The following is a 24,313-nucleotide window of genomic DNA, read 5'->3' as shown; positions in this document are numbered from 1 at the left end:
GTTAGTCTCCTTTCATAGACCATTCATGCGGAATAATACATAGACCTTCTCCTTTATAAGGAGCTTCGACAAAGAAAGTTTTTATCTTAGCTTTATAATCTATTGGCACGTGCGCATTACTTTCAAATAAAGCCGCATCAAAATAGTAAGTCCCACCTAACAAGTTAAAATCTTTGTATTTAACAATAATCGTGTTTTTCCCAAATTTATAGTCAATATCCATGTTATCAAGCAAGGAGTTTAATCCACAAACATAAAAGTCATCTATAGTATGGATAGCTAAACCAATTACTATACTTTTTATATCTGTCCGATTCATAAAAAAATCTATGTGAACATAAACGTCATTTCCATGTTGAACTTCTTCCAGTTGATTCATTTCACTATCAAAAATCTTTACACTCTCTATGTATCCTATTATATCAGAGCGTAACTGTAAGTTTGACGAGTTGTCAACAACTCCCTCCCCCTCTTCACTTAGCATAATTTTCCCATATTTTAGATAATCGGTATACTTATCACATAGCCTTTCAGCATCCCCTTCTGCGATCATTCTACCCTCATTAATCCAAACTACCCTGTTACAATATCTTTTAATGCTGTTAATATCATGCGAAACAAATAAAATAGTTTTTCCACGTACCCTGAACTCGTTAAACTTCTCCATGCATTTCAATTGAAACTTTAAATCGCCCACAGCTAAGGCTTCATCAACTATTAAAATATCCGGATCTACATTTATTGCCACTGAAAATGCAAGCCTAGCAAACATTCCACTTGAGTAAGACTTTACTGGTTGATTAATAAATTCACCAATTTCGGCAAAATCAATAATGGAATCTATTTTTTTCTGCATTTCCTCCCTACTAAAACCAAGCATCAATCCATTTAAATAAATATTTTCTATACCAGTATATTCACCATTGAAACCCGCTCCAAGTTCAAGTAATGCCGATATCTTTCCATTCACATCAACTTTCCCCTCAGTTGGAGAAAGAACTCCCGTAATGATTTTTAACACTGTCGATTTACCAGAACCGTTCTTCCCAATAATACCTATGATTTCCCCACGTCTCACTTTAAATGAAATGTCATTTAAAGCATAAAAATTAGTGTGATAATTTTTTCTAAACGGACTCAAAGCTTCTTTAAATCGATCGCTATGTTTCTTGTATAGTTTATATGTTTTCGTAACGTTTTTAACTTCTATAGCTACGTTGTTATCCATGTATAACAACCTTTCTATAATACATCCGCAAAATGCGGTTTTAGTTTTCGATAAATAAAGGATCCGATGATCATAATCAATACGACTAATGACCAAAAATATACTGTTTGGTTAAATCTCTCCCAGAACCAAACACCATTGATTAGAGAATCTCTATATCCTTCTACTATATAGTACATTGGATTAAGTTTAAGCAGCCATTGATAAGATTGAGGAATCATCTGATAACTCCACAAAATGGGGGTTAACCACATACCGAATTGTAGGACTAAATTGAGGATTTGGCCCACATCCTTAAGAAAAACAATCAATGCAGAAGTTATAAAAGATAAACATACCACCAACATAAAAATACAAAAACTGTAATATACTAATTGTATAAAATGAATTGTCGGATAATATGAAAAAGCAGCATAAATTATAATAATGAACAACACGAAGAAAATATGGATGAACAAAGCGGAAACTACCTTAACCAAAGGAAGCACCTTGATTTGAAAAACAACTTTTTTAACCAAATAAGAATATTCAAGAAAGCTGTACGTAGCGTTTGTAAGGGCCTCCGAGAAGAAAAACCATGGTATCATACCAGCCATAAACCAGAGAACAAAAGGAACATTATTCACCGGGCCACTTCTAAAACCAATTTCAAAGACAAACCAATAAACCAGTATAGTGAAGATAGGCTGAACAAACGCCCAAAAAATACCTAAGTATGATCCTGCATACCTTGTCTTAAAATCATTCTTTGAGAGATTGAAGATCAAGTCACGTTGAACAACTAATTCCCTAACATAACCTAGTAAAAGTTTCCTTCTTATATTGAGTAGAGTTGAGAAAAAAGCACACACTACTGCCAAAATAAGAGAGAGAAATCTCTCTTTTTTTTGGTTATCATTTTTCACCTTAGTTAAAACCGCTTCATCAATCGGTAACACTATAAATGGGTCAGAACCAATGGTGTTTATTTGCAACCCATTAATACCTTTTGAAATATCCGATAAATGATTAGAGTCGATAGCGTTTAATTCAGAAAGGCTCACACTATAATTACCAAAGAAAGTCGAGTATTTAATATCCTTGATTGTTATCTCCTGAGGTTTAGATCCTAAATCTAACCTCATTTTCGTAATATCTGTATTAACATTAAATTTGAGAATACTGAAACCTGGCGCTGAATATTCTTGTATAATGGAATTAGCTTCGTTGAAAGACTCCTGTATTTGACTATAGTACAACTGGAAGTTGTCTGATTGATTTGATTTAACCTCAATAAGAATCTTATAGTCTTTAGGGGGAGTTAAGATACCAGATAGACACAAAAAAAATGCAATAAAAAACAAAACAAAAATACCGATTATTTTTACAGCCCTTTTTCTCTTCTGCAAAGAACATTCTCCTCAAAAAAATCATGATTTTGCTAAATTCAATAGATATTGGCCATAATCTGTTTTTAACAAAGGTTGAGCTAGTTCCACTAGCTTCCTTTTATCAATGTAACCCATACGATATGCTATCTCTTCAATACATGAAATGTATAATCCTTGGCGCTTTTGAATTGCTTCAACAAAATTACTTGCCTCCAACAGAGATTCGTGTGTCCCTGTATCGAGCCATGCCATCCCTCTCCCAAAAACCTCCACCTTCAAATTATTTTTAGCCATGTACTCGTTTAACACTGAAGTGATCTCCAGTTCCCCTCGCTCAGAAGGAATTACATTCCTAGCTATTTGAACAACTTTATTATCACAGAAGTAAAGTCCAGGTACTGCATAGTTTGATTTGGGCTGAATAGGTTTTTCCTCAATAGAAAGGACGTTCCCAGAACTATCAAATTCAACTACCCCATAGGCTCTCGGGTCGTTTACTAGGCATCCGAATATTATGGCCCCTTCAGTTAAACAAGAGGCATTCTGAAGTGTTTTGGAGAAATTTTGGCCGTAAAATATGTTATCTCCAAGTACTAATGCTACCGAGTCTTCACCAATAAAATCCTCAGCTAAAATAAAAGCCTCAGCTAGCCCATTTGGTTTCTCTTGAACAGTATACTGAAAGTTAATACCTAAATTTGATCCATCACCAAGCAACTCTTGGAATACTCCTAAATCTCTTGGTGTTGAAATAATAAGTATATCTCTGATACCAGCTAACATAAGTACAGATAAAGGATAATAGATCATTGGCTTGTCATAAACCGGTAAGATTTGTTTAGAAACTGCTCTTGTCAATGGATAAAGTCGCGTACCCGACCCACCAGCTAAAATTATACCTTTCACGTTATGCCTCCCACATGCTAACTTTTATTAGAAGCTCCTTGTAATGAAACAATTTCCCCCATTTTATTCTAGGATATTCTATCAAAGAAAAGTAACAAATACTACAATTCTGCAGGATAAGACATATAGTACCAGTTGTTGGTGTGATAATACTAGTTATGATATGATACCACTTGAAAGTATCGTGAAAAAATATATTGAGGAGATTACTATGAATCAAAAGAAACAGCATTCGACCTATGCTGCAGGCCTACAAAAACAGACGCAAGAATTTGAGAAAAGTTCCATCGTTTTTTGGCTATTGTCCACGATTACTGTCGTTTTTCTTTTCTGGTCTCCTTTTCAGCGCGGATTATTTAACGGAAATAATTTTGATTTCGAAGCGCCGATCTACTCCTCATTTGTATGGAGTAGTATAATCATCATTCTTCTCTCCATTTTCTTATATTTTCAGTGGTCACTTCAACGTTTGTCTGATATAGCTGCCGTATGGATTTGGGCAATCCCGGCTACTTATTATATCTCCAGCTTCTCTGCAGCTTCTACAAATTTCGCGATGAATATGGTTTATATTCAGTTAGTCTATGCCACCTTCTTTCTCACCGCTTATTACCTGGCAAAAACTGAACTAGGAACTTCAATTTTACGCAATGCTTTTATGACGTCGGCCTATTTTATCGTTCTCTTTGGAATGATGAACTGGCTGGGAAACAAAGAGACTGCGTTTAGCCTGGTAAAGTGGTTTGCTTCAGCTATGAAGGATAACTTCTATTTGCATGCCGTTATGGAGGATTCTAATGGTCCGCGTCTTACTTCAGTTTTTCAGTACGCGAACACCTATGCCGGCTTTCTGATAGGGGTGTTGTTTTGCTCCGTATTTCTATTAATCAACTCTTCTAAATGGTATTCGGTAGGTATTCACTCCTTTATGGTTGTACCTATCATTATTTCCTTTTTCGTCACTTTATCCCGCGGCGGATTTGTTATTTTACCTGCGGTTTTGTTATTGGTCTTGCCATTTTTGAAGCCTCAGCGTCAGGTTATGTATTTGCTTCATCTTCTGATCTCATTTATCTTGTCATTCACGATCCTTACCAAACTTACCACTATAGGAGTAACTCAATTCCGGGGGTATAATACGGCCTTAGCTTCCTCTGGCTGGCTCAGTCTCCTGCTTGTTTCACTCCTCTACACCGGTATATCCATTATTCTTCAACGCTATGTATCCCCATGGGTGGATCAGCGACTGAACGGAATGACTAATAAACGGTGGGGCCACTTCGTATTACCTCTGGCTGCGGTCATCTTAGGCGGGATTGGCGTATCTCTTTTATTAACTGACAGTGGCATCACAAAACTGCTGCCCGAGAATATTAGGATCCGTGTAGAGAACATCAATTTCCAGCAGCACAGCGTATTGGAACGCGGGACATTCTACATGGATGCTATGAAACTCGTGAGCGATTATCCGTTGGTGGGAGCAGGAGGCGGTGCCTGGGCCGCTCTATATGAAAAGTATCAAAATAACCCTTATACTAGCCGGCAAGCTCACAATTTCTATCTGCAATACTTAACTGAATCCGGTATTCTTGGTTTGACCGTATTCCTCGTCTTGCTCATCCTTGTTTTTTATATATTTATCAAAAACTATATCAAACAAGATGAACAGCAACGAAATCGCCGATTTATTTTTTACATTATATCCATCTCGCTGCTCGTCCATAGTGCCTTAGACTTCGATCTTAGCTACGTTTATCTCGGCCTGCTCTTATTTCTTTCCTTGGGCACTTTAATCGCTACGGACTCTAACGAACTGAGCACAACTTGGAAAGATAAATTCAGTGCAAAAGGAAAATGGGTTTATCCGAGTATCATCCTTCTCGTCAGCTTGATTTTCTTTTTCCGTTCCATTCAAATGGTTAATGCGAACAGCAATTTCAATCAATCCAGAGCTCTGGGGTCTTCAGGTCAAAGCAGTTTGACTGAGATCCTCACACCGTTGAACAGCGCTCTTAGCAAACAACCTAGCCATCCGGACTACGTTCTTCAAAAAGTCGCTCTTCTGCTGCAAGCCTATAATCAAACGAAGGATGAAAAGTACTTTACAGAGGCGGACACCCTACTACAGCAAGCTAGACAAAAAGAGCCATCTAATTACTTTTTGACAGAACGCCAAATTTACAATTACATTACAAAAGAAAAGACCCAAAAAGCTCTTGAATTGGCTAACACAGAATTAAATAACTTCCCATGGAAAGTGGAGCTGTATGAACTCAGTATCTCTTTAAACACGGACCTGGGGCATAAGGCTCGTGAATCGGGGAATGCACAGCAGCAGAATCAACACTGGGACGCAGCTTTAGCCACCCTTAAACAGTTTGAGGAAAAGCAAAAGCACCTGGCTACACTGCCGAAAGAACAAGGCCAAGGTAACCCGTTCAATATCACACCGCGCATGTCACTTGCCTTAGGACAAATTTACTTCTTCCGTGGGAATCATGCAGAAGCAGAAAATAAGTTCAAGAATAGTATTGGCGGCTCCTTGGACGACGCAGCCGTGGTCCAAAATATCCGCTGGTATCTCGCCGCGCTGCAAAAGCAGGGCAAGAATGACCAGCCGCTGATGGACAAGCTCCTCGCAAAGGATCCGACAGAGAAGCAGAAGATCGAAAGCCTGGTCAATGCGAAACTCTAATAGTAATGCCATTGGTGATGGTAGCTTATCCCAGCTTGGGTGAGCTACCATTCTTCTATTTAGTTGTGTTACAATAGTTTCTATTGTGCTATAAAGGCTGTGTGTTTACTTGATTATATCTTTGAGGACACCTCCTACATAATTAGCCTACAATCTGAGAGGAGAATACGTAAGATGAACCATGCTGTATCCCGCAAAATCGCGAGCCTGCTCGCAGCCCTCATGATGATGGCCATCATGCTGCCTGTTATGGCATTCGCAGCAACAGACTCCAGTGCAGCAAGCACGAATGAGTCGGTATCCGATTCCGTTTATACGGACGTATATAGCGTAAATGACAACGTTTATGCGGAGGTTACTTTCGAAGATTTAGCTTCCCACTGGGCTCAAGCTGATATTGAACTGCTCGCAGGCAAAGGCCTGATCAGCGGCGTAACGGCAAGCGAGTTCCAACCGGACCGCGCCATCACTCGCGCTGAATTTGCAGCCCTGATTGTTCGTTCTATCGAACTCTCATCGGTAACAACCAGCACTTACTTCACCGATGTCAATGAGTCCGCCTGGTACGCTGACACTGTTGCATCGGCGGTGTATGCCGGCATCATCAACGGTTACGAGGATAATACCTTCCGTCCGAATGACTCCGCAACACGTGAAGAGCTTGCTGCCGTTATTATTCGTGCGCTGGATTATGTTCAAATCTCTACTCATGTCCCTCAAGATACGCAAGATAAGCTGCTGTCTGGGTACACCGATGCGAATGAAGTCGTTTGGGCTCACCAGGAACTGGCTGCTGCATTGAATGCCCACCTTATTAACGGTGTAACCGACAACCAGCTGGGTTCGTCGAAGCCAGCTACTCGGGCGGAAGCGGCTGTGCTGCTGAAGCGTTTCTTAAAGCTGGCGGATCGCCTGTAATGAAATAATGCCAAAAGAAGGTTGGATTCTTTGTGAATCTACCTTCTTTTTTTGTGTAAATACTACCAATTATGTCGGATTGATGATAGAATAAACCCTGGTTCTTACAAATATGCACTGGAAAAGGAGGTGTGAATACAAAGTGCAATCGAATGAACAACAAACAAATCTATTGAGAAACAAAAGGAGCACTACTGGCATGAACACACGCGTAATAAAAAAGACTTCCCAAGCCCTGGCATTATTCATGTTTGTTTCGATTCTGCTTCCTGTACTTGCTTTGGCAGCAGTTCACTTTGAAAACGTAGTGTACAATAAGTACAACAGAACGGTTAGCGGTTCAGTATATTCGGATACATACAACAATGTTGGAGATAGTGTATATCTGACTACTTACGCATCCGGTTCTTCCATCCTGTCCGCTACATATGCAACCTACAACCCTTCGACAAGTCGCTACGATTTCCGGTTGAACTGGTCGAAGAGCGTCAGCTCGACAACATACGACAGCGTGAACCTGAACGTTTACTTCAACAGCGTTTTTGGCGCTACGTACAGCGTTAACAACTCCGGCAAAAAGTCGAGCCCTGGTGGCGGTGGCGGCGGTGCTTCCACTAGCACCAACGGCAAAATCGATGCTACTACAGGTTCCGTATCGGCTTACGAGCTGCAACGTGCTTTTGACGTAACGAACAAAGTAGAGATCACGATCAAAGGCGAGAAACTGGACCTGCCTCTGTCCGCTCTGCTCGATGCGCTGAAGAAGTACAACAACGCACAGATCACCGTGATCTCCGACAACGGCACGTACACTCTGCCTCTGTCCGTACTGAACGGCGATGCTCTGGCGAAGTCCCTTTCTGCTGAGCAGAAGGACGTTACGGTCACCGTGACGATTGCCAAGAAAGCAGGCGAGGATGTAACGAAAGCTGTTTACGCCCTGGGTGCTGCTCCAATCGCAATCGCTGTTGATTTCAACCTGACAGCAAGCGCGAAAGGCAAAACGGTTTCCGTTGACCTCGGCAAAACGTTCGTTTCCCGTACGCTGAACGTTAACAAGAATGTAGATTCGAAGAAAGCGGCCGGCGTTGTGTACAACGAAACAACGAAGACGCTGAGCTTCGTACCGACTACGTTCGAAACGACCGACGGCAAGACGGTTGCTACGCTGAAGCGTAACAGCAACAGCATCTACACAGTTATTGAGTCCAACAAGTCCTTCGACGATCTGGCTTCCCACTGGGCACAATCCGATGTGGAACTGCTCGCGAACAAGCTGGTTGTTGACGGCGTAACGGCGGACGAGTTCCAACCGGACCGCAGCATCACTCGTGCAGAGTTCGCTGCTCTGGTTGTACGTTCCCTGAGCCTGAACGCTGTAACGACGAACACTTACTTCACAGACGTGAACTCTTCCGCTTGGTATGCTAACACGGTAGCATCCGCTACGTATGCAGGCATCATCAACGGTTACGAGGACAACACGTTCCGTCCGGACGCGGAAATCACTCGTGAAGAACTGGCCGCTATGGTCGTTCGTGCTGCGAACTATGCAGGTATCGAAACTGCCGTTTCCTCCTCCAAGCAAGCTGAAGTACTCAGCAAGTTCGACGATGCGGACAGCATCGTATGGGCTCAAGCTGAAGTTGCAGCTGCGATCAATGCAGGTCTGGTCAACGGTCTGACGGACAGCGAAATTGCTCCAGTAAGCGAAGCTACTCGTGCTCAAGCAGCCACGATGCTGAAACGCTTCCTGACGCTCGCTGACTTCATCGACTAAGATTCAAGCCAAATAACAAAGGGGCTATCCCAGTAGAGCAATCTACTTTGGGATAGCCCCTTTGTTATGCTTAAGGAACGGGCAGGAAGCGCAGTATCCACTTCTCGCTGTACTAGGCAAGTCTGCTTCAGCCTCAAGCCTAATTGCAGGTCTTTTCCCTTCCCACAAGCTTGGAAGCAAGCACGATACTAAGACCGCATAAATCACCATGCCCGTTTGGATGGCAGCTGACGTATACAAATACAATCAGGCTCGGGCGATAGGCAGAAGCAGGAGGCCAGCCAAGAAGTTCCACTTGGAATCACTGGCTGTCGCATGGACCCCACCTTAGACCAAACCCTAAATAACACGCTCACGCCCAGCACCAAGCTGCATAACCCGCACGCTTGCAGCATCCGCTGTGCCGTACCAAGCCTTCTTGTTAAGACTTCGCCGCTTTCCCAATCGCCTCATACAGCCGCTGCCAAGCTGGGGACATGCCCTGCAAATGAGGCGATCCTTCCACGTCTAAGCCTTCCAGCGGGTCGGACGGAGGAGGCGTCTTGCTTTTCCTTCCACGCTTGGGCTTCAAAGTGCTCACAGCTTCTTCCGAAGCACCTGAAGCCCCCTCATTCGAAGAACCTGCTGTCGATCGTTCATCTTCAAGCCTATGCGAATCTTCACTCATCGCCTATCCTCCTCTCACTTGCCGACCCACTCACGCCGAAGAGCGAACAGCTCCCTGAGCTCGTGCGTCGACATCTCCGTCACCCAGTTCTCCCCGGTGCCTACGATCTGCTGGCTCAGTCCGAGCTTGCGTTCGATCATCTCATCGATCCGCTCCTCCAGCGTACCGAGGGCAATGAACTTGTGCACCTGCACGTTGCGGGTTTGTCCGATGCGGAACGCCCGGTCGGTCGCTTGGTTCTCGACAGCGGGATTCCACCACCGGTCAAAGTGGAACACATGATTGGCCGCCGTAAGATTCAGCCCTGTTCCTCCGGCCTTCAAGGAGAGGATAAAGACGCTGCTGCGCTCCCCATCCGCTGAATCCGGACGCTGGAAGCCTTCAATCATGGTATCCCGCTGCGCTTTAGGCACCCCGCCGTGCAGGAACAGCACCCGCTCGCCAAGCTGCTCTTCCAGCGTGTTTTGGAGCAGATTGCCCATATCGACGAACTGCGTAAAAATCAGGCAGCTCTCCCCCTCGGCGCGAAGCTCCTGTACCAGTTCCAGCAGCCGGGACAGCTTCGAGGAGCGTTCCAGCTCCGACTCCATCGCTGCTCCACCAGTGTCTTTGAGAAAAAGTGCCGGATGGTCGCAAATCTGCTTCAGCTTGGTGAGGGTGGCCAGGATGAGGCCTTTTTTCTCCATACCGCTCAAGGTATCGATCCGATTCATGAGATCCTGAACGACATTCTCGTACAGCGTAGCCTGCTCAACCGTCAGCGATACGTAGGCCTTCGTCTCATACTTCTCCGGCAGATCCAGCTGAATCGCAGGGTCCTTCTTCACCCGGCGCAGCAGGAAAGGACGGATCAGCTTCTGCACACGGCCGAGCAGCACTTCATCTCTTGTCTTTTCGATCGGCCCCACGTACTTATGGTTGAATTCAGTGAGGCTGCCCAGGTACCCCGGATTGATGAAGTCGAAAATGGTCCAAAGCTCCGTCAGCCGGTTCTCGACCGGCGTACCGGTGAGCGCAATCTTATGCCCTGCCTCGAGACGCCGGACGGCCGTCGACTGCTTCGTATACGCGTTCTTGATGTTCTGGGCCTCATCTAGCCCTATTACATCCCAATGCACGCCGGAGAGCGTCTCCTCGTCCATCTGAGCGAGGGTATAGGAGGTCAGCACAAGATCCACCCGGCCCACGGCCTCTGCAAAAGCCTCCCCTTGAAGCCGTTGGGGACCATAATGCAGACGCACCTTCAGCGACGGAGCAAACCGCTCCAGCTCCTTCTGCCAATTGCCGAGCACCGAGGTAGGGCAGATCAGCATGGCCGGGGCCAGCCGCCTGCCTTCCCCCGCCGCCTGCTCCCGGGAAGCGAGCAGGTAAGCTATGAACTGCAGCGTCTTCCCAAGCCCCATGTCATCCGCAAGGCAGGAACCGAGTCCAAACCGCCGCATGAACAGGAGCCAGGACATACCCTCCTTCTGATAGGAGCGCATCTCTGCCCGCAGCCCCGCCGGCGGCTCTACGATCGGGATCTGCTTCGTGTGCTGCAGATGCTGAAGCAGCTGCGCCATATGGGCGTTCAGCTCCACCTCCATCTGCAGCGCGGGAGCATCTGCCCCCTCTCCGGCTGCGCCTTCCTCCGACGCGTTACCCTCCGCCTGTTCTCCGGCCAGCAAATGCAGCTCCAGCACTTCGCGCAGCGACAGGCCTCCGCGCCGTTCCGGCCCTCTCATGGCCTCCTGCATTTGCCTCAGCATGGCAGGGTCCAGTTGAATCCAGCGCCCCCTGACCTTCAGCAGGCGCTTCTTCTCCGCCGCCATGCGGGCAAATTCCTCTTCGGAGAAGTCCATATCGCCGATGGCGACCTTCCAGTCGAACTGGATCAGCTGATCCCGGCCCAGCAGGGAGCCTCCGCCGGAACCGGCCGACGACTTCAGCTTCGCCTTCAGGCGTGGCGTCAGCCTCTGCAGCTCTTCCCACCAGGCCGGCAGGAACACCGAGTAGCCGGCCTGCAGCAGCTTCAGGCTGCCTTCATGCAGGAAGAGCCAGGCTGCGGCCTCACCCAGCCGGCTTCTCACCAAGCCGCTGCCGTCTGCACGCTCCAGCTCCGGAGCCGCGCGGAGGCTGCGCTCCACGTCCTGCGGCACCCGCCGGGCCGCATGCTCGGCCCATGCATCGGGGAGGCCGTCAGGAGCCAGCAGCAGCCCATCGGCCGCCAGGCTGATCTCCACAAGCCGGGCCGGGTCGTCCTTATCCTGCAGCAGCAGCCGGAGCGTCCACTCCTCTTCGTCGTCTTCCGGCTCGATAAGCTGGAAGCAGGTGCGGAACGGCACCTCGTCGGGACGCCAGCCGGCAGCGGCCAGCCAGGCCTCTTCGTCCAGCCGCAGCGAAGCCTCGGCCAGGGCCTCATCGCCCACGGCCAAGTCCAGGGCCGCCGCCTGCAGCAGCGGCTGCTCCCGCTGCAGCTCGTCCCAGGCCGCCTGCACGGCCGGGTCGCTCTGCAGCAGCTCGCCGAGTGCCCGGCTGAACCAGGCGCGGCCGTCGATGCCGTGCCCTGCAGCTGCCACGAGCAGCGCTGCGGCCTCAGCCGCACGGGCCTCCGGCACGACAAGCTGCCATCCAAGGCGTCCCGCTTGCCACGCCTCGGCGTCAGGACGGTACCAGCCGCTGCGCAGCGCCTCCATGCCGAGGGCAGCAAGCTGCCTGGCGGCTTCCAGCTGTGCCGACCAGCGCAGCGGCAGATGCATGGCCGTACCCGGCGCAGCCAGGTACTCCAGCGCCGCATAGGCGCTCAGGCGAACGCTGTCCGGCTGGCTGCCCGGCTCGAGCAGCGCACCATACAAGCTGCGTCCATGCCAGGCGAACAACCGCAGACGAAGCTCAGCAGCCGAGAACGCTTGGCCCCGCTCGCTGACGGCCCACAGCTCCCAGCTGCCGTCGGCCTCACAGGCTCCGTGGACTTCTGCTAATGTCTTCAGCAGCGTCACGAAGCATCCCCTCCTTTTCGCAGCTTCTCCATTTCCTGCTGCAGCGCCCGCAGACGCGAATAACGGGTCGTCAGATAGGCCAGGTACCGGTCCCAGACCTCCGTACGCTTCAGCTTCTTGTAATGGCTCTGCAGCTTCTTCAGCAGCCGTACCGCACGCTTATACGCGTCCCGGTTCTTCTCCGCGATGAACAGTTCCACGCTGTGATGATACCAGGGGAGCAGCAGCTCCCGATGCTCGCTCTCAATCGGTTTGAGCTCGCTGGCCCGAAAGTCCATCGGCGTATAGCCGAGAACGAGATGGATATCCACCCATTCCCGATATCTGCCGGTGCTCATGAGTTCTTCCGTGTAGTAATCCAGGCTTCGGGGAAGCAGAGCAAAGACGGCATCCCTCCACTCCTGGTCCAAGCCCCGCGCCCCTCTCACCTGTTCCCACAGGTCAAAGTAGCTGCCAAGCTGCCCGCCCGGAACGCGTGTCATCCAGGGAACCAGCCACTGCAGCCATGCTCTCAGGCGTTCCCATGCCCGGGTACGAGCCATAACCTCCAGGTACGGCAGCACCTTCGCCGGCGCCGCATGGCCCATCCGGCCGGCAAGCTCCATGGCCTCCTCATCCGTACCACCACGCATGGCGAACAGAAGCTGCGCATGCATCAGCCATTCGGCACGGGAAGCCGGAAGCTCCTCCTCTTCGGATACCTTCTGCAGCCGTGCTTTTTCCCTTGCAGCCCCCGCTTCGCTCCAGAGCAGGTCCCACCACAGAGCCGTGTACGTCTGCATCCAGGGCACTACCGTGCCGGAGGCCGGCTGGGCATGCGAATGCAGCACCTCTTCCGTCTCCTGAAGCAGCGAATCATAGCGCTCACGGGCTTCTGTCCTGTGAATCTCCTTAAGCAGTCCTGTAAGATGATCCCAGCAGCGGGAAGCAAGATCCCGGTAGACCTCCATCCGCTGATAATAAGAAAAATCATACTGCTGCCGAAAATGACTCCCCTGAATCTCCTCCGTCAGCTTCATCACAAATAAAATTACATGCAGCTCATACAGCTGGGCGGCGGTCTTTTCCCACCCGGCGGCGATGGGAAGCAGTTCACCCAGCACCTTGTCGTAGAGTGCCGAAGCCGAGGCAAGAGAGCTGAACCGGTTCGGATGAACCCGGCTGCGAAAATACTTGTACCAGCTCGCCGGCCCGCTCCCCTGTACAGGGGCTTCCGGATCTGTAGACGGTTCCTCCCTGGGCAGCAGGCTTCTTGCTGTAGTGAGCGAATCCAGAATGGAGGCCCAGCTGCTGTCCTCTCCTCCAGAAGAGGACTCGCGCACAGGCGTACCGCCGCCTGCGCCCCCCAATGCCGAGGTCCCGGACTTCAGGAGCTTCGAAGGATCGTAATCGGCCCGGTCGCACCATTCGAACACAACGGCAGCCATATGCTCACAGTAGCCATCCGAATGACAGTCGCACGTGCTGTATCTAAGATCTTCCAAGTTGAGCTCTACCCGATTAGGGTGTTCCCAATCAGGGGAATCATCCTCCACATAAGCCTGAACCAGCGCACCCTCCGCGGTATATTCGATAATCCGCCCTTCGGAATACACCTGCCAGCCCTGCTCCAACACAGGGTATGAAAAATAACGGTAGACCGCTGCGGCCAGCCCGTTCAACGTCAAGTGAAGCATGTCATGCCTCCATACTTCTGAAAGTTCTATTCTACTTTTGTGCCCTCCAAGTATATCATAAATACCTGGACGGCATGGATGGCCAACGCGTCCATACGGTCACGCAGCGCAAATTCCAACTGCAGTTCAAAGTTTTTCCGGACACTAGAAGATTCGCATTCCCGTTCGGATACGTGGAGGTGGAGGGCTGGGACCGCTTATGAATGGGGTGTCACACCTGAAGGGCCGAATCATCACACAGACGGTTAGACCACCGGCTTGCAGCGTCTCTTTGGCAGGAGCATCCTAACATCCTTTTGGACAACCATTCGCTTAAACAAAAAAAAGACGGCAGCACCCCTGAGGATGCTGCCGTCTTCCACGGACAGGATCGGATTAGAATCCGCCCATGCCGCCCATACCACCCATGCCGCCCATGTCAGGCATAGCAGGCTTATCTTTTTCAGGCTTGTCAGCGATAACCGCTTCGGTCGTCAGGAACATAGCCGCTACGGAAGCCGCGTTCTGCAGAGCGGAACGGGTTACCTTCGCAGGGTCTACGATCCCGGCTTCGATCATGTTGACCCACTCGCCGGTTGCCGCGTTGTAGCCTACGCCTGTTGCTTCTTTCTTCAGGCGCTCCACGATGACGGAACCTTCTTGACCAGCGTTAGCTGCGATCGTGCGGACAGGCTCTTCCAGAGCGCGCAGAACGATGTTCACGCCCGTCTTCTCGTCGCCTTCTGCATTTACGCTTGCTACAGCATTGTACACGCTCACGAGAGCCGTACCGCCGCCTGCTACGATACCTTCTTCAACCGCTGCACGCGTAGCGTTCAGGGCATCTTCGATGCGGAGCTTGCGCTCTTTGAGCTCGGTTTCGGTTGCTGCGCCGACCTTCACGACAGCTACGCCGCCGGACAGCTTCGCAAGACGCTCCTGGAGCTTCTCTTTGTCGAAGTCGGAAGTCGTTTCTTCCAGTTGGGCACGGATCTGGGATACGCGCGTACCGATGTCTTTCTTGTCGCCGGCGCCGTCCACGATGATCGTGTTTTCTTTCGTTACACGGATTTGACGAGCGGAACCCAGCTGCTCCGGACGCGTCGATTTCAGCTCGAGGCCGAGCTCTTCCGTGATCACTTGGCCGCCGGTCAGGGCAGCGATGTCGCCGAGCATAGCCTTGCGGCGGTCGCCGAAGCCAGGAGCTTTGACAGCCACGCAAGTGAACGTACCGCGCAGACGGTTCACAACCAGCGTAGCCAGAGCTTCGCCTTCCACGTCTTCAGCGATGATCAGCAGCTGCTTGCCGGATTGAACCACTTTCTCAAGAACCGGAAGGATCTCTTGAATGTTCGTGATCTTCTTATCGGTGATCAGGATGTAAGGGTTGTCGAGGACCGCTTCCATCTTGTCTGTGTCCGTGATCATGTAAGGGGAGATGTAACCGCGGTCGAACTGCATACCTTCAACCACTTCCAGCTCCGTAGCGAAGCCTTTGGACTCTTCGACGGTGATAACGCCGTCTTTGCCCACTTTCTCCATCGCTTCTGCGATCAGCTCGCCCACTTCGTCGTCAGCAGCGGAGATCGCCGCTACTTGAGCGATGGACTGCTTGCCTTCGATGGACTTGGAGATGCTTGCCAGTTCTTCAACCGCTGCACGAACCGCTTTGTCGATCCCTTTGCGGGATGACCATAGGGTTAGCGCCTGCCGTTACGTTCTTCAGACCTTCGCGGATCATGGCTTGAGCCAGAACCGTAGCGGTCGTCGTACCGTCACCTGCGATATCGTTCGTCTTCGTAGCTACTTCCTTCACGAGCTGGGCGCCCATGTTCTCGAAAGCATCTTCGAGTTCGATTTCCTTCGCGATCGTCACGCCGTCGTTGGTGATGAGCGGGGAACCGAATTTCTTCCTCGAGTACCACGTTGCGGCCTTTAGGACCGAGTGTAACTTTAACGGCATTCGCCAGAGCGTCAACCCCGCGGAGCATCGCGCGGCGAGCGTCTTCGCTGAACTTAATTTCTTTAGCCATGAATGAACCCTCCCGATAATTGAAATGGTACTGCCATGTATACGTCCTCCGGACGACTCCGGAAGCTTAGTGTAAGTAAGGAAAAACGGTCTAAAACTTAAGTATATAGCGGCTGCGTTCCTAGGCCAGAATCGCCAGGATGTCGCTTTCGCGCATAATCAACAGCTCACGGCCGTCGAATTTCACTTCCGTACCGGCATATTTGGAGAAGATCACGCGGTCGCCTTCTTTCAGCTCCAGCGGAATACGCTCGCCGTCTTTCAGGGTACCGCTGCCTACAGCGACGACTTTGCCTTCTTGCGGCTTCTCTTTCGCTGTGTCCGGCAGAACGATGCCGCTTGCGGTCGTTTCCTCTTTTGCAATGGCTTCAATAACTACGCGATCACCCAACGGTTTGATCATGAGAAAATAGCCTCCTTTAAAATTAGGTACAGAGTCGAGTCGAATCTTGTTATTAGCACTCGAATGTGTCTAGTGCTAACAACACTCTTTATGATACCGACTTCGCTGTGAATTTGCAAGTGCTTTTACAACTTTTTCACACCTCCCCCATTGTATCCAAGGAAAGCGGAAATATACGGAAGCCTTCCTGTGGCAGCGGGCTGGAACGGGGCTCCTGCCCCACCGTCCTACTCCCCCGCCCCAAAAAGAAAAAAGCCTGTCAATCGACAGACTTTGAGCTTCCTTCCAAGGTGGCCGCCTCGGCTTCCCACGCCTGATCATCCAGCAGCTGCTTGCGGTAAATGGTTGCCGAGAGGAAGACGCTGAATTCGTACAGGAGAATCATCGGCAGGGCCACGACGATCGCCGAGACTGCATCCGGCGGTGTGATCATGGTCGCGATCACCACAAGGGCCAGATAAGCATAACGCCGGACCTTCTTCAGCAGCAGCGGGTTGAGCACCCGGATTTTGGTCAGGAACATCACCACAATCGGCAGCTCGAACACGAGCGCGATCGGAAGAAGGATATTGAACATAAACGAGAAGTACTGCGCAGCGCCGTAGGTTTCGGTCAGCTGAAGGTTCGCGGAGATGGAGGAGGTGAACAGGAAGGCCATTTTGAATACGACAAAATAACCGAATGCCAGCCCCAGCAGAAACATGAAGAAGGCAAAAGGAACGTACAGCAGCGAAGCCTTCTGTTCCACCTCGCGCAGTCCCGGCTTCAGAAAGGCCCAGGTCTGGTACAGGGCAAAGGGCAGAGCAATGAGCAGCCCCGTGACCAGGGAGAAGTTCATATAAAGCTTAATGGGCTCCCAAGGGGAGAATGTATGCCAGTTCACATTCGCGATCGGTGCTATGGACTGCAGGTAAAGGATCAGCGGCTTGGCGTAGACCAATCCGACGACCATCCCGAGGACCAGAACAAGCAGAACCCAGACGATCCGCTTGCGCAGCTCGGTCAGGTGCTCGACCAGCGTCATTCCTTCTTCTTCATGATTCATGCGGATTCACCTGCCAAGGAAGTTCATGATAGTGCGGCGTACGGGACGCCTCTCAATCCGGGAGCCGGCGCTGATCCGCCCGGTTCTCCGCGGGCGTCTCGGACTTCGGCGCTGCCGGCTGGTTCTGTGCGGCTGCCGGAGCCTGCACTGGATCTCCCGTTGTCTGCGCCGGCGCCTGTACCGGTGCTTGGGCCGGCACCGCTGCCGGCGGCTCCTGCGGCGTTACGTCCTTGCGCGGCGGCGCGGCGTCCGGCTCGTCGTTCATCAGCTCGCGGGTCCCCTGCTTGAATTCGCGCAGGGTCCTGCCCAGCGCCCTGCCGAGCTCCGGCAGCTTCTTCGGTCCGAACAAGAGCAGCGCGATGACCGCGATAAGAAGAAATTCGGTGATGCCTATATTCCCAAACATAAGCATGCTCCTTTGTGTTGGTATGGGAATGCTTGCAGGGCACGGCGCGGAACCGCCGGCTTTAACAGCCGAGCAGCCCGCCGTACCCGAGTTCTGTAATATCTTGACGTTCAATGATTTCTCCCGCACAGATGCGGGGGAGCAGCACGTCGAAGGAGGTGAACGGGTCATGCATGACGCAGCCGGGCAGCCCCATAATCGGGACTCCTTCGATGTAACCCATCAGCAGCATGGAGCCCGGCAGCATCGGTGTGCCGTAGGAGACGATATCCGTCCCGGCCGCCTTGATCGCCCCGGGGGTGCGATCGTCCGGATCGACGGACATGCCGCCCGTCAGCAGAATAAGCTCCGCCTTGTCCTCGTGCAGGAACCGTTGAATCTCCCGGATGATCACACTGCTGTCATCCGGAGCGAACCGCTGCTCGATAATCTCGGAACCGAAGGCTTCCAGCTTCTCGCGCACCACCGGACCGAACTTGTCCTGGATGCGGCCCTTGAACACTTCGCTGCCGGTGGTGATCAGCCCCGCCCGCAGCGGACGGAACGGCTTCACCTGGAGCACCGGCTCCTCCGAAGAAGCGGCGATGCGCTCCACCTCCGCGACCCGCTCCTCTTCGATGATCAGCGGGACGACGCGGGTGCCGATGAGCGGCTGCCCCGGCTTCACCGGGGTATGCGAGCGGATCGTCGACATGACGATCCCGTCGAGCGCATTCATCGCATCGATCCGCGCCTTGTCGATGACCGCGAGGCCATGGATCGCCGATTTGAGCGTGATCTTGCCTTCATGCGGCTCGGTCAGCTCCACCTGCGGACTGCGGACCGCTTCCGCCATCCGGCGCGCGGCTTCGTCCTCGTGCAGGATGCCGTCCACCAGCCGCATCGTATAGATGTGCTCCTTGCCGATGGACAGCAGGGCCGGGATATCCTCTTCGCGGATCACATGACCTTTGCGGAACAGCCTCCCCTTGAACCGGCCCGGAAGGATCTGCGTCAGGTCATGCGCCAGCATCAGGCCGACCGCCTGCTCCACCGCCACCTCCTGAAGGAGATCCTCACGCTTCATCGCCGTGATCCCCTTCCCTGCCGGTGAGGATGCCGAGCGCGTGAGGAAGCTGGCCCATCACCGCCGACAGGTTCTCCATCACGCCCTTCGGCGCACCCGGAAGATTGAGAATCAGCGTCCGTCCGCGGATGCCGGATACGGCCCGGGAGAGCATGGCGCGCGGCGTCTTCTGCATCGACGCCATACGCATCGCTTCGGCGAAGCCCGGAGCCTGGCGGTCAATGACGCCAAGCGTGGCTTCGGGCGTCACATCGCGGGCAGCGAGGCCCGTTCCGCCGGTGGTGAGTATAAGATCGGCTTTGAAGTAGTCGGTCATTTCGATCAGTGCGGCCATGATTTCGTCTTTCTCATCCGGTACGACACGGTATTCGATGATCTCGCCGCCGATCTCTTCTTCGATCAGCTCCCGGATCACCTGGGCGCTCGTGTCTTCCCGTTCCCCGCGGGATCCGCGGTCGCTTGCGGTCAAAATAGCCACCTTCCAGCGCATAAGCCTGCTCCTTTCCCGGGTATGGATTGTGCATACAAAAAATCAGGGTCAAAGGCCGGCTTGTCCGCTTCCTGCGAAGACCGGAGCCGGCTCCCGCCCATTGTCTATAACTCCGCCTGATAATCGCCGCTCTTGCCGCCCGTCTTGCTGAGCAGCAGCGTGGGTCCGATGCGCATCGCTTTATCCGCCGCTTTGCACATGTCGTACACCGTAAGCGCAGCGGCCGAAACCGCCGTCAGCGCCTCCATCTCCACGCCCGTTTGGCCCTTGGTCCTGACAGTCGCTTCAATATACAGCTCGCTGTCCCCGTTATCGGAGTAGCGGACCTCCACCCCCGTCAGCGGGAGGGGATGGCACATCGGAATCCAATCCGACGTCTTCTTCGCGGCCATGATCGCCGCAACCTGGGAGACACCCAGCACATCGCCCTTGCCGATCCGGCCTTCTTTGATGAGATTCAGCGTCCCCTGCTGCATGGTTACGGTAGTCCGTGCCACAGCCGTGCGGACGGTCTCGGCCTTGTCCGAGATATCCACCATCCGGGCCCGGCCTTCCCCGTCAAAGTGGGTCAGAGTTCCTGCTCCCTTGTCCTGCTCAGCCATCGTTCTTCCCGCTCCCTTCCACGATCGTTCTCGTCTCGGTGATGAGCTCGTTAATCCGGAAATCGAACAGCCCCATCGGGACCTCGGGGATCAGCTGCTCATCGAAGGAGGCGGCGATAATATAAGGTTTCGGCAGCCCCGTGCGTACGTACTGCTGCATGAAGCGGTCGTAGAACCCGCCTCCGTAGCCCAGGCGGCCCATGCTTAAGTCGAAGGCCAGTCCCGGTACGAGCGCAACGTCAATCTGCCGGATGTCCATCAGCTGCTGGGCCTTGGCGACCGGCTCGCGGATGCCCCAGGTCCCCCGCTCCAGGTCCGCATAGGAACGGACTTCATACAGCTTCAACTGTTTGTGGGCGGCGAACACCTTGGGAACGACCACACGCCAGTGGCGCTTCCAACAGGCTTCAAGCACCGGAGTCACATCGACTTCCGTCTTCACGGGCATATAAGTGAAAAGCGTCGGACGCCGGCGCACGGAAGGATCCGGCTGCAGCAGCTCTTCCAGGCGTTCAATCACCTTGGCGCTGATGACGGCGGACTTCTCTTTGCGCTGTTCCTCCGTCAGGGCAGACCGAATGGCTTCCGCTTGGCGGCGAAGCTCGATTTTTCTCTCTTTTATATTCATGAGGGCGGCCTCTCTTTAGCGGTTCAATTCTGGAATACCAACATTCTATCACAACATGAAAATAAAAACAGCCTCCTCCCCGCCCGCGTCTCCGGGCAGCCGGACAACCTGCCGGAACCCGGCCCACCGGCCCCGGGGGAAGCCGGAGAAGGAATGCACAGCGGCGCGGGAATATGCTACACTACACAAGGGTAGGAAGCTGTCGTTATCATTCAATAGGCAGCCATCCAAGATCAATGTTATCCATCGATTAATTCAGGGTTCGGGAGGCTTGTCAACCATGCTGCTGCAGGTGTCGGGAATCACCAAAAGCTACGGGGTCAATACCGTGCTTTCCAATATATCATTACAAATTGAGGCCAGGGAACGGATCGGGCTGGTCGGCGTGAACGGGGCGGGCAAGTCGACGCTGCTGCAGATCATTGCCGGCGAGCTGTCGTATGACGGCGGCCAGATCTTCAAGAGCAAGGAGACGCGGATCGGGTATCTCAAGCAGAACAGCGGATTGCATTCGGACCGCTCAATGTGGAACGAGCTGCTCAGCGTTTTCTCCGATCTGCTGGAAACCGAGGGAGAGCTGCGCCGGCTGGAGGCGCTTATGGCTGACGAGACGGTGCTGGCCGACGAGAAAAAGACGGAAGATACAATGAAGCGCTACGCCGAGCTCTCCGACCGATTCCGCGAGCGCGGCGGCTACGAGATCGAAGCCAAGATCCGCGGCATCCTGAACGGCATGGGCTTCGGAAGCATGGATCCCGCCACGCCGGTGCAGGCGCTGAGCGGCGGCCAGAAGACCCGCCTCGCGCTCGCCAAGATGCTGCTCGAAGCACCGGATCTGCTCCTGCTCGACGAGCCGACGAACCATCTGGACATCGCGACCCTGACGTGGCTGGAGCAGTATCTGCGCTCCTACTCCGGCGCCATCCTGGTCGTATCCCACGACCGGTACTTCCTCGACGCGCTCGTCGATGCCATCTACGAGATCGAGCGGACCACCTCGCGCCGCTATACCGGCAACTATACCCGGTATGTCGAGCTCAAGGAGGCCGATTACGAAATCCAGCTGAAGCAGTACGAGAAGCAGCAGGACGAGATCGCGAAGATGGAGGAGTTCGTCCAGCGCAACATCGTGCGGGCTTCGACCACGAAGCGGGCCCAGAGCCGGCGCAAGGCGCTCGAGAAGATGGAGCGCATCGACAAGCCGCTGGGGGACCTGAAGCGGGCGAGCTTCTCCTTCGAGGTCGACAGCATCTCCGGCCGCGAGGTGCTGGATGTGCGGGGCGTCGCCGTTTCGTATGACGGGGTCAACCCGCTCATCCGGAACGTGACCTTCCAGCTGCGCCGCGGCGATACGGCCGCCTTGATCGGCCCGAACGGGGTCGGCAAGTCGACGCTGCTGAAGACGTTGATCGGCCAGCACGCACCGGACCGCGGCTCGTTCACCTGGGGAGCCAACGTGAAGATCGGGTACTATGACCAGGAGCAGACCGGCCTCAACCCGCACAACACGGTGCTCGAAGAGCTCTGGAGCGAGTATCCGCACCTGGAGGAAGCCCGGGTGCGCACGGTGCTCGGCTCGTTCCTGTTCAGCGGCGAAGACGTCTTCAAGAAGGTCGGATCGCTCAGCGGCGGCGAGAAAGCCAGAGTGGCGCTCGCCAAGCTTATGCTGCTGAAGGCCAACGTTCTGATTCTTGACGAGCCGACGAACCATCTGGACTTATACAGCAAGGAAGTGCTGGAGTCGGCCCTCATCGATTACGAAGGCACCCTCCTCTTCATCTCCCATGACCGGTACTTCCTGAACAAGATGGCCGAGAGCATGCTGGAGCTGGCAGCGGACGGAGTCACCGGATATCTCGGCAACTACGACGATTATATGGAGAAAAAGCAGGAGCTCGCGGAGATGGAGCAGGAGCGTCTCGCGAAGGAGGCTGCTGCCCGGAGCGCCAAGAGCGCCGGTGGCGCGGGATCCTCCGTACAGGAGACGGACAGCATCAAAGGCAGCGGGTATGAAGCAGGCAAGCAGGCGAAACGTGAGGAACGGTCCCGGCAGCGCCGCCTGGAGCAGCTCGAAGCCCAGATCGCCCAGCTTGAGACGGAGATCGGCGAGACCGAAGCCGAGCTGGCTCTGCCCGAGGTCTATAACGACTACGTCCTCGTACAGCAGAAGAACGCGCTCCTCGAAGAGAAGCGCGCCCAGCTTACGGCCTGCTATGAAGAATGGGAGGGACTGGCCGAATAGCCGGACTCCCCGAATTACGTTAAGCCTCCGGACGGCGGTCGTTTCGGTCGTCGAACAATCCGGCGAGGTCGATCTCCGGGGTCGGATACTGCAGAGGCAGCGCCTCCAGTTCCTCCACGATAATGCGCAGCACCAGGTAGTCGCGAAACCAACGCTTGTTGGCGGGAACGACATACCAGGGACTGCGCTTTTTTGCGGAGCGGGCCAGCGCCACCTCATACGCTTTGCGGTACTCTTCCCAGTATCTGCGTTCCTGAAGATCGCTCATATCGAATTTCCACAGCTTCTCCGGGCTCTCCAGCCGCTCCCGGATTTTGCCAAGCTGGAATTCGGGTGAGATATGTAGAAAAATCTTGATGATTACCACATGGTTGTCGAGCAGCAGCGCTTCAAAATGCCGGATATGATCCAGCCTGCGGTCCGCTTCCTCGTCGGAGATCAGGCCGTGCACCCGGGTAATCAGCACATCCTCGTAGTAAGAACGGTTGAAGGCGGCCATATAGCCTTTGGCCGGCATAACCTTGTGCGTGCGCCACAGAAAGTCGTGCGCCGCCTCATCGGCCGTCGGCTTCTTGAAGCTCTCCGCCCGGAACCCCTGCGGGTTCAGGTTCGCCAGTACTTTCTTGATCACACCGTCTTTGCCGCTGCAGTCCATACCCTGGAAGATGATGAGCACCGCATGGCTTTTGCCTGCGTACAGCTTGTCCTGCAGCTCCTTGAGTCTTTCCTGAAGGTCTTCATACTCTGCGCGGATCTGATCTTTGCTCTCAATACCTCCGGTCTCCTCGGGATCAAAGGAAGACAGGTCCACCTCTTCGCTTTGATGCAGCCGGAATCGATTCAGCACAGGGTCCACCGTCCTTTCTTCGGGTTTCACGCTTTGTATTTATATCACCCTTGTGGATAGAGTCGAATCAGTCCCTGATCTGAACACGGGTTGTCCACAATGTGGACCGAATTCGCGCGACGTTGTCCACGGTTTTGTGTATTCGCTTACAATTAGTTGAGGATATCCAGAAAAATGAAGTTCCTATCCACAACCTTATCCACATAAAAATTTGTCGTTTTCCTTGATATTATCGGCTTTTTTAATTCAATCCACAGATTTATCCACATTATACACAGGGAGGCTGTGAAAACTTATCCACGCGTGCCGCGAAATCAGGGGCCCCCAAAACCCGCAAAAGATCAGCCTTTTTTGA

18 protein-coding genes and 1 pseudogene are annotated in these 24,313 nt (G+C 52.7%); 4 read left to right on the top strand and 15 right to left on the bottom strand.

Going from position 1 to position 24,313, the window contains the following annotated elements; all coding sequences use genetic code 11:
* Window position 1: 1 nt before the first annotated feature.
* The 3 genes from PM3016_RS02915 to rfbA are packed head-to-tail and all read right to left on the bottom strand — an operon-like array spanning window position 2 to window position 3,504.
* Window positions 2-1,228 carry an ABC transporter ATP-binding protein gene (locus PM3016_RS02915; RefSeq protein ID WP_014368367.1) on the bottom strand — a complete coding sequence of 409 codons (1,227 nt, stop codon included), beginning with the start codon at window positions 1,226-1,228 and terminating at the stop codon, window positions 2-4.
* 14 nt (window positions 1,229-1,242) lie between these two features.
* Entirely contained in the window at window positions 1,243-2,616 is a 1,374-nt protein-coding gene (locus PM3016_RS36900; protein WP_014368366.1) for an ABC transporter permease, read from the bottom strand.
* 21 nt (window positions 2,617-2,637) lie between these two features.
* Window positions 2,638-3,504: a glucose-1-phosphate thymidylyltransferase RfbA gene (rfbA, locus tag PM3016_RS02905; protein ID WP_014368365.1), complete on the bottom strand. Its 867-nt coding sequence runs from the start codon at window positions 3,502-3,504 to the stop codon at window positions 2,638-2,640.
* Window positions 3,505-3,715: 211 nt separating this feature from the next.
* On the opposite strand from rfbA, the gene PM3016_RS02900 reads away from it, so the two are divergent.
* The 3 genes from PM3016_RS02900 to PM3016_RS02890 all read left to right on the top strand — a co-directional run bounded on the left by PM3016_RS02900 (window position 3,716) and on the right by PM3016_RS02890 (window position 8,897).
* On the top strand, window positions 3,716-6,199 hold the full coding sequence (locus tag PM3016_RS02900; RefSeq protein ID WP_014368364.1) for an O-antigen ligase family protein: 2,484 nt from the start codon (window positions 3,716-3,718) through the stop codon (window positions 6,197-6,199).
* Between the two features lie 174 nt (window positions 6,200-6,373).
* Window positions 6,374-7,117: an S-layer homology domain-containing protein gene (locus PM3016_RS02895; RefSeq protein ID WP_014368363.1), complete on the top strand. Its 744-nt coding sequence runs from the start codon at window positions 6,374-6,376 to the stop codon at window positions 7,115-7,117.
* 199 nt (window positions 7,118-7,316) lie between these two features.
* Window positions 7,317-8,897 (top strand): S-layer homology domain-containing protein, encoded by a 1,581-nt coding sequence (locus tag PM3016_RS02890; RefSeq protein WP_014368362.1) that lies wholly within the window; start codon window positions 7,317-7,319, stop codon window positions 8,895-8,897.
* A 421-nt stretch (window positions 8,898-9,318) separates the two neighbouring features.
* Here the strand turns inward: PM3016_RS02890 and PM3016_RS36975 are convergent, their stop codons facing one another.
* The 11 genes and pseudogenes from PM3016_RS36975 to PM3016_RS02840 all read right to left on the bottom strand — a co-directional run bounded on the left by PM3016_RS36975 (window position 9,319) and on the right by PM3016_RS02840 (window position 20,869).
* The gene (locus PM3016_RS36975) at window positions 9,319-9,564 is read right to left on the bottom strand and encodes a hypothetical protein (protein WP_014368361.1); all 246 of its coding nucleotides are present in this window, start codon (window positions 9,562-9,564) and stop codon (window positions 9,319-9,321) included.
* Window positions 9,565-9,578: 14 nt separating this feature from the next.
* Window positions 9,579-12,542, bottom strand: a complete 2,964-nt coding sequence (locus tag PM3016_RS02885; protein WP_014368360.1) for a DEAD/DEAH box helicase — start codon at window positions 12,540-12,542, stop codon at window positions 9,579-9,581.
* Entirely contained in the window at window positions 12,539-14,218 is a 1,680-nt protein-coding gene (locus PM3016_RS02880) for a hypothetical protein (protein WP_014368359.1), read from the bottom strand. Before PM3016_RS02880 ends, PM3016_RS02885 begins: the two co-directional genes overlap by 4 nt.
* A 375-nt stretch (window positions 14,219-14,593) precedes the next feature.
* A pseudogene (gene groL / locus PM3016_RS02875) lies at window positions 14,594-16,230 on the bottom strand (chaperonin GroEL).
* Between the two features lie 120 nt (window positions 16,231-16,350).
* Entirely contained in the window at window positions 16,351-16,632 is a 282-nt protein-coding gene (gene groES / locus PM3016_RS02870) for a co-chaperone GroES (RefSeq protein WP_013914383.1), read from the bottom strand.
* Between the two features lie 259 nt (window positions 16,633-16,891).
* On the bottom strand, window positions 16,892-17,677 hold the full coding sequence (gene tatC, locus PM3016_RS02865; RefSeq protein WP_013914382.1) for a twin-arginine translocase subunit TatC: 786 nt from the start codon (window positions 17,675-17,677) through the stop codon (window positions 16,892-16,894).
* 52 nt (window positions 17,678-17,729) lie between these two features.
* Complete coding sequence (locus PM3016_RS02860) at window positions 17,730-18,083, bottom strand: twin-arginine translocase TatA/TatE family subunit (protein WP_014368356.1); 354 nt, start codon at window positions 18,081-18,083, stop codon at window positions 17,730-17,732.
* A 61-nt stretch (window positions 18,084-18,144) separates the two neighbouring features.
* Window positions 18,145-19,149: a molybdopterin-binding protein gene (locus PM3016_RS02855; RefSeq protein WP_013914380.1), complete on the bottom strand. Its 1,005-nt coding sequence runs from the start codon at window positions 19,147-19,149 to the stop codon at window positions 18,145-18,147.
* A complete protein-coding gene (gene mog / locus PM3016_RS02850) occupies window positions 19,139-19,639 on the bottom strand; it encodes a molybdopterin adenylyltransferase (protein ID WP_014368355.1) in 501 nt (166 codons plus the stop codon). The genes PM3016_RS02855 and mog overlap by 11 nt, the downstream gene beginning before the upstream one ends.
* A 104-nt stretch (window positions 19,640-19,743) precedes the next feature.
* A complete protein-coding gene (moaC, locus tag PM3016_RS02845; RefSeq protein WP_013914378.1) occupies window positions 19,744-20,241 on the bottom strand; it encodes a cyclic pyranopterin monophosphate synthase MoaC in 498 nt (165 codons plus the stop codon).
* A complete protein-coding gene (locus PM3016_RS02840) occupies window positions 20,234-20,869 on the bottom strand; it encodes a 5-formyltetrahydrofolate cyclo-ligase (protein ID WP_013914377.1) in 636 nt (211 codons plus the stop codon). Before PM3016_RS02840 ends, moaC begins: the two co-directional genes overlap by 8 nt.
* Before the next feature lie 280 nt (window positions 20,870-21,149).
* Between PM3016_RS02840 and PM3016_RS02835 the strand changes: the two genes are divergently transcribed.
* Window positions 21,150-23,111: an ABC transporter ATP-binding protein gene (locus PM3016_RS02835; protein WP_013914376.1), complete on the top strand. Its 1,962-nt coding sequence runs from the start codon at window positions 21,150-21,152 to the stop codon at window positions 23,109-23,111.
* A gap of 19 nt (window positions 23,112-23,130) precedes the next feature.
* Here PM3016_RS02835 and PM3016_RS02830 read toward each other — a convergent pair whose 3' ends face one another.
* A complete protein-coding gene (locus tag PM3016_RS02830; protein ID WP_014368354.1) occupies window positions 23,131-23,958 on the bottom strand; it encodes a PPK2 family polyphosphate kinase in 828 nt (275 codons plus the stop codon).
* Window positions 23,959-24,313 lie beyond the last annotated feature (355 nt).

The sequence above is a fragment of the Paenibacillus mucilaginosus 3016 genome, assembly GCF_000250655.1.
GTDB lineage: Bacteria > Bacillota > Bacilli > Paenibacillales > NBRC-103111 > Paenibacillus_G > Paenibacillus_G mucilaginosus.
The sequence above is the reverse complement of the archived record's forward strand: the minus strand, read 5'-3'. Positions and strand labels throughout refer to the sequence as shown.

Coding starts and splice junctions, on each gene's coding strand:
- PM3016_RS02860 (WP_014368356.1), bottom strand. CDS start 18,083: ATGTTTGGGAATATAGGCATCACCGAATTTCTTCTTATCGCGGTCATC.
- PM3016_RS02840 (WP_013914377.1), bottom strand. CDS start 20,869: ATGAATATAAAAGAGAGAAAAATCGAGCTTCGCCGCCAAGCGGAAGCC.
- PM3016_RS02890 (WP_014368362.1), top strand. CDS start 7,317: ATGAACACACGCGTAATAAAAAAGACTTCCCAAGCCCTGGCATTATTC.
- mog (WP_014368355.1), bottom strand. CDS start 19,639: ATGCGCTGGAAGGTGGCTATTTTGACCGCAAGCGACCGCGGATCCCGC.
- PM3016_RS02855 (WP_013914380.1), bottom strand. CDS start 19,149: ATGAAGCGTGAGGATCTCCTTCAGGAGGTGGCGGTGGAGCAGGCGGTC.
- PM3016_RS36975 (WP_014368361.1), bottom strand. CDS start 9,564: ATGAGTGAAGATTCGCATAGGCTTGAAGATGAACGATCGACAGCAGGT.
- PM3016_RS02900 (WP_014368364.1), top strand. CDS start 3,716: ATGAATCAAAAGAAACAGCATTCGACCTATGCTGCAGGCCTACAAAAA.
- PM3016_RS02835 (WP_013914376.1), top strand. CDS start 21,150: ATGCTGCTGCAGGTGTCGGGAATCACCAAAAGCTACGGGGTCAATACC.
- tatC (WP_013914382.1), bottom strand. CDS start 17,677: ATGAATCATGAAGAAGAAGGAATGACGCTGGTCGAGCACCTGACCGAG.
- PM3016_RS02880 (WP_014368359.1), bottom strand. CDS start 14,218: ATGCTTCACTTGACGTTGAACGGGCTGGCCGCAGCGGTCTACCGTTAT.
- groES (WP_013914383.1), bottom strand. CDS start 16,632: ATGATCAAACCGTTGGGTGATCGCGTAGTTATTGAAGCCATTGCAAAA.
- moaC (WP_013914378.1), bottom strand. CDS start 20,241: ATGGCTGAGCAGGACAAGGGAGCAGGAACTCTGACCCACTTTGACGGG.
- PM3016_RS02915 (WP_014368367.1), bottom strand. CDS start 1,228: ATGGATAACAACGTAGCTATAGAAGTTAAAAACGTTACGAAAACATAT.
- PM3016_RS02895 (WP_014368363.1), top strand. CDS start 6,374: ATGAACCATGCTGTATCCCGCAAAATCGCGAGCCTGCTCGCAGCCCTC.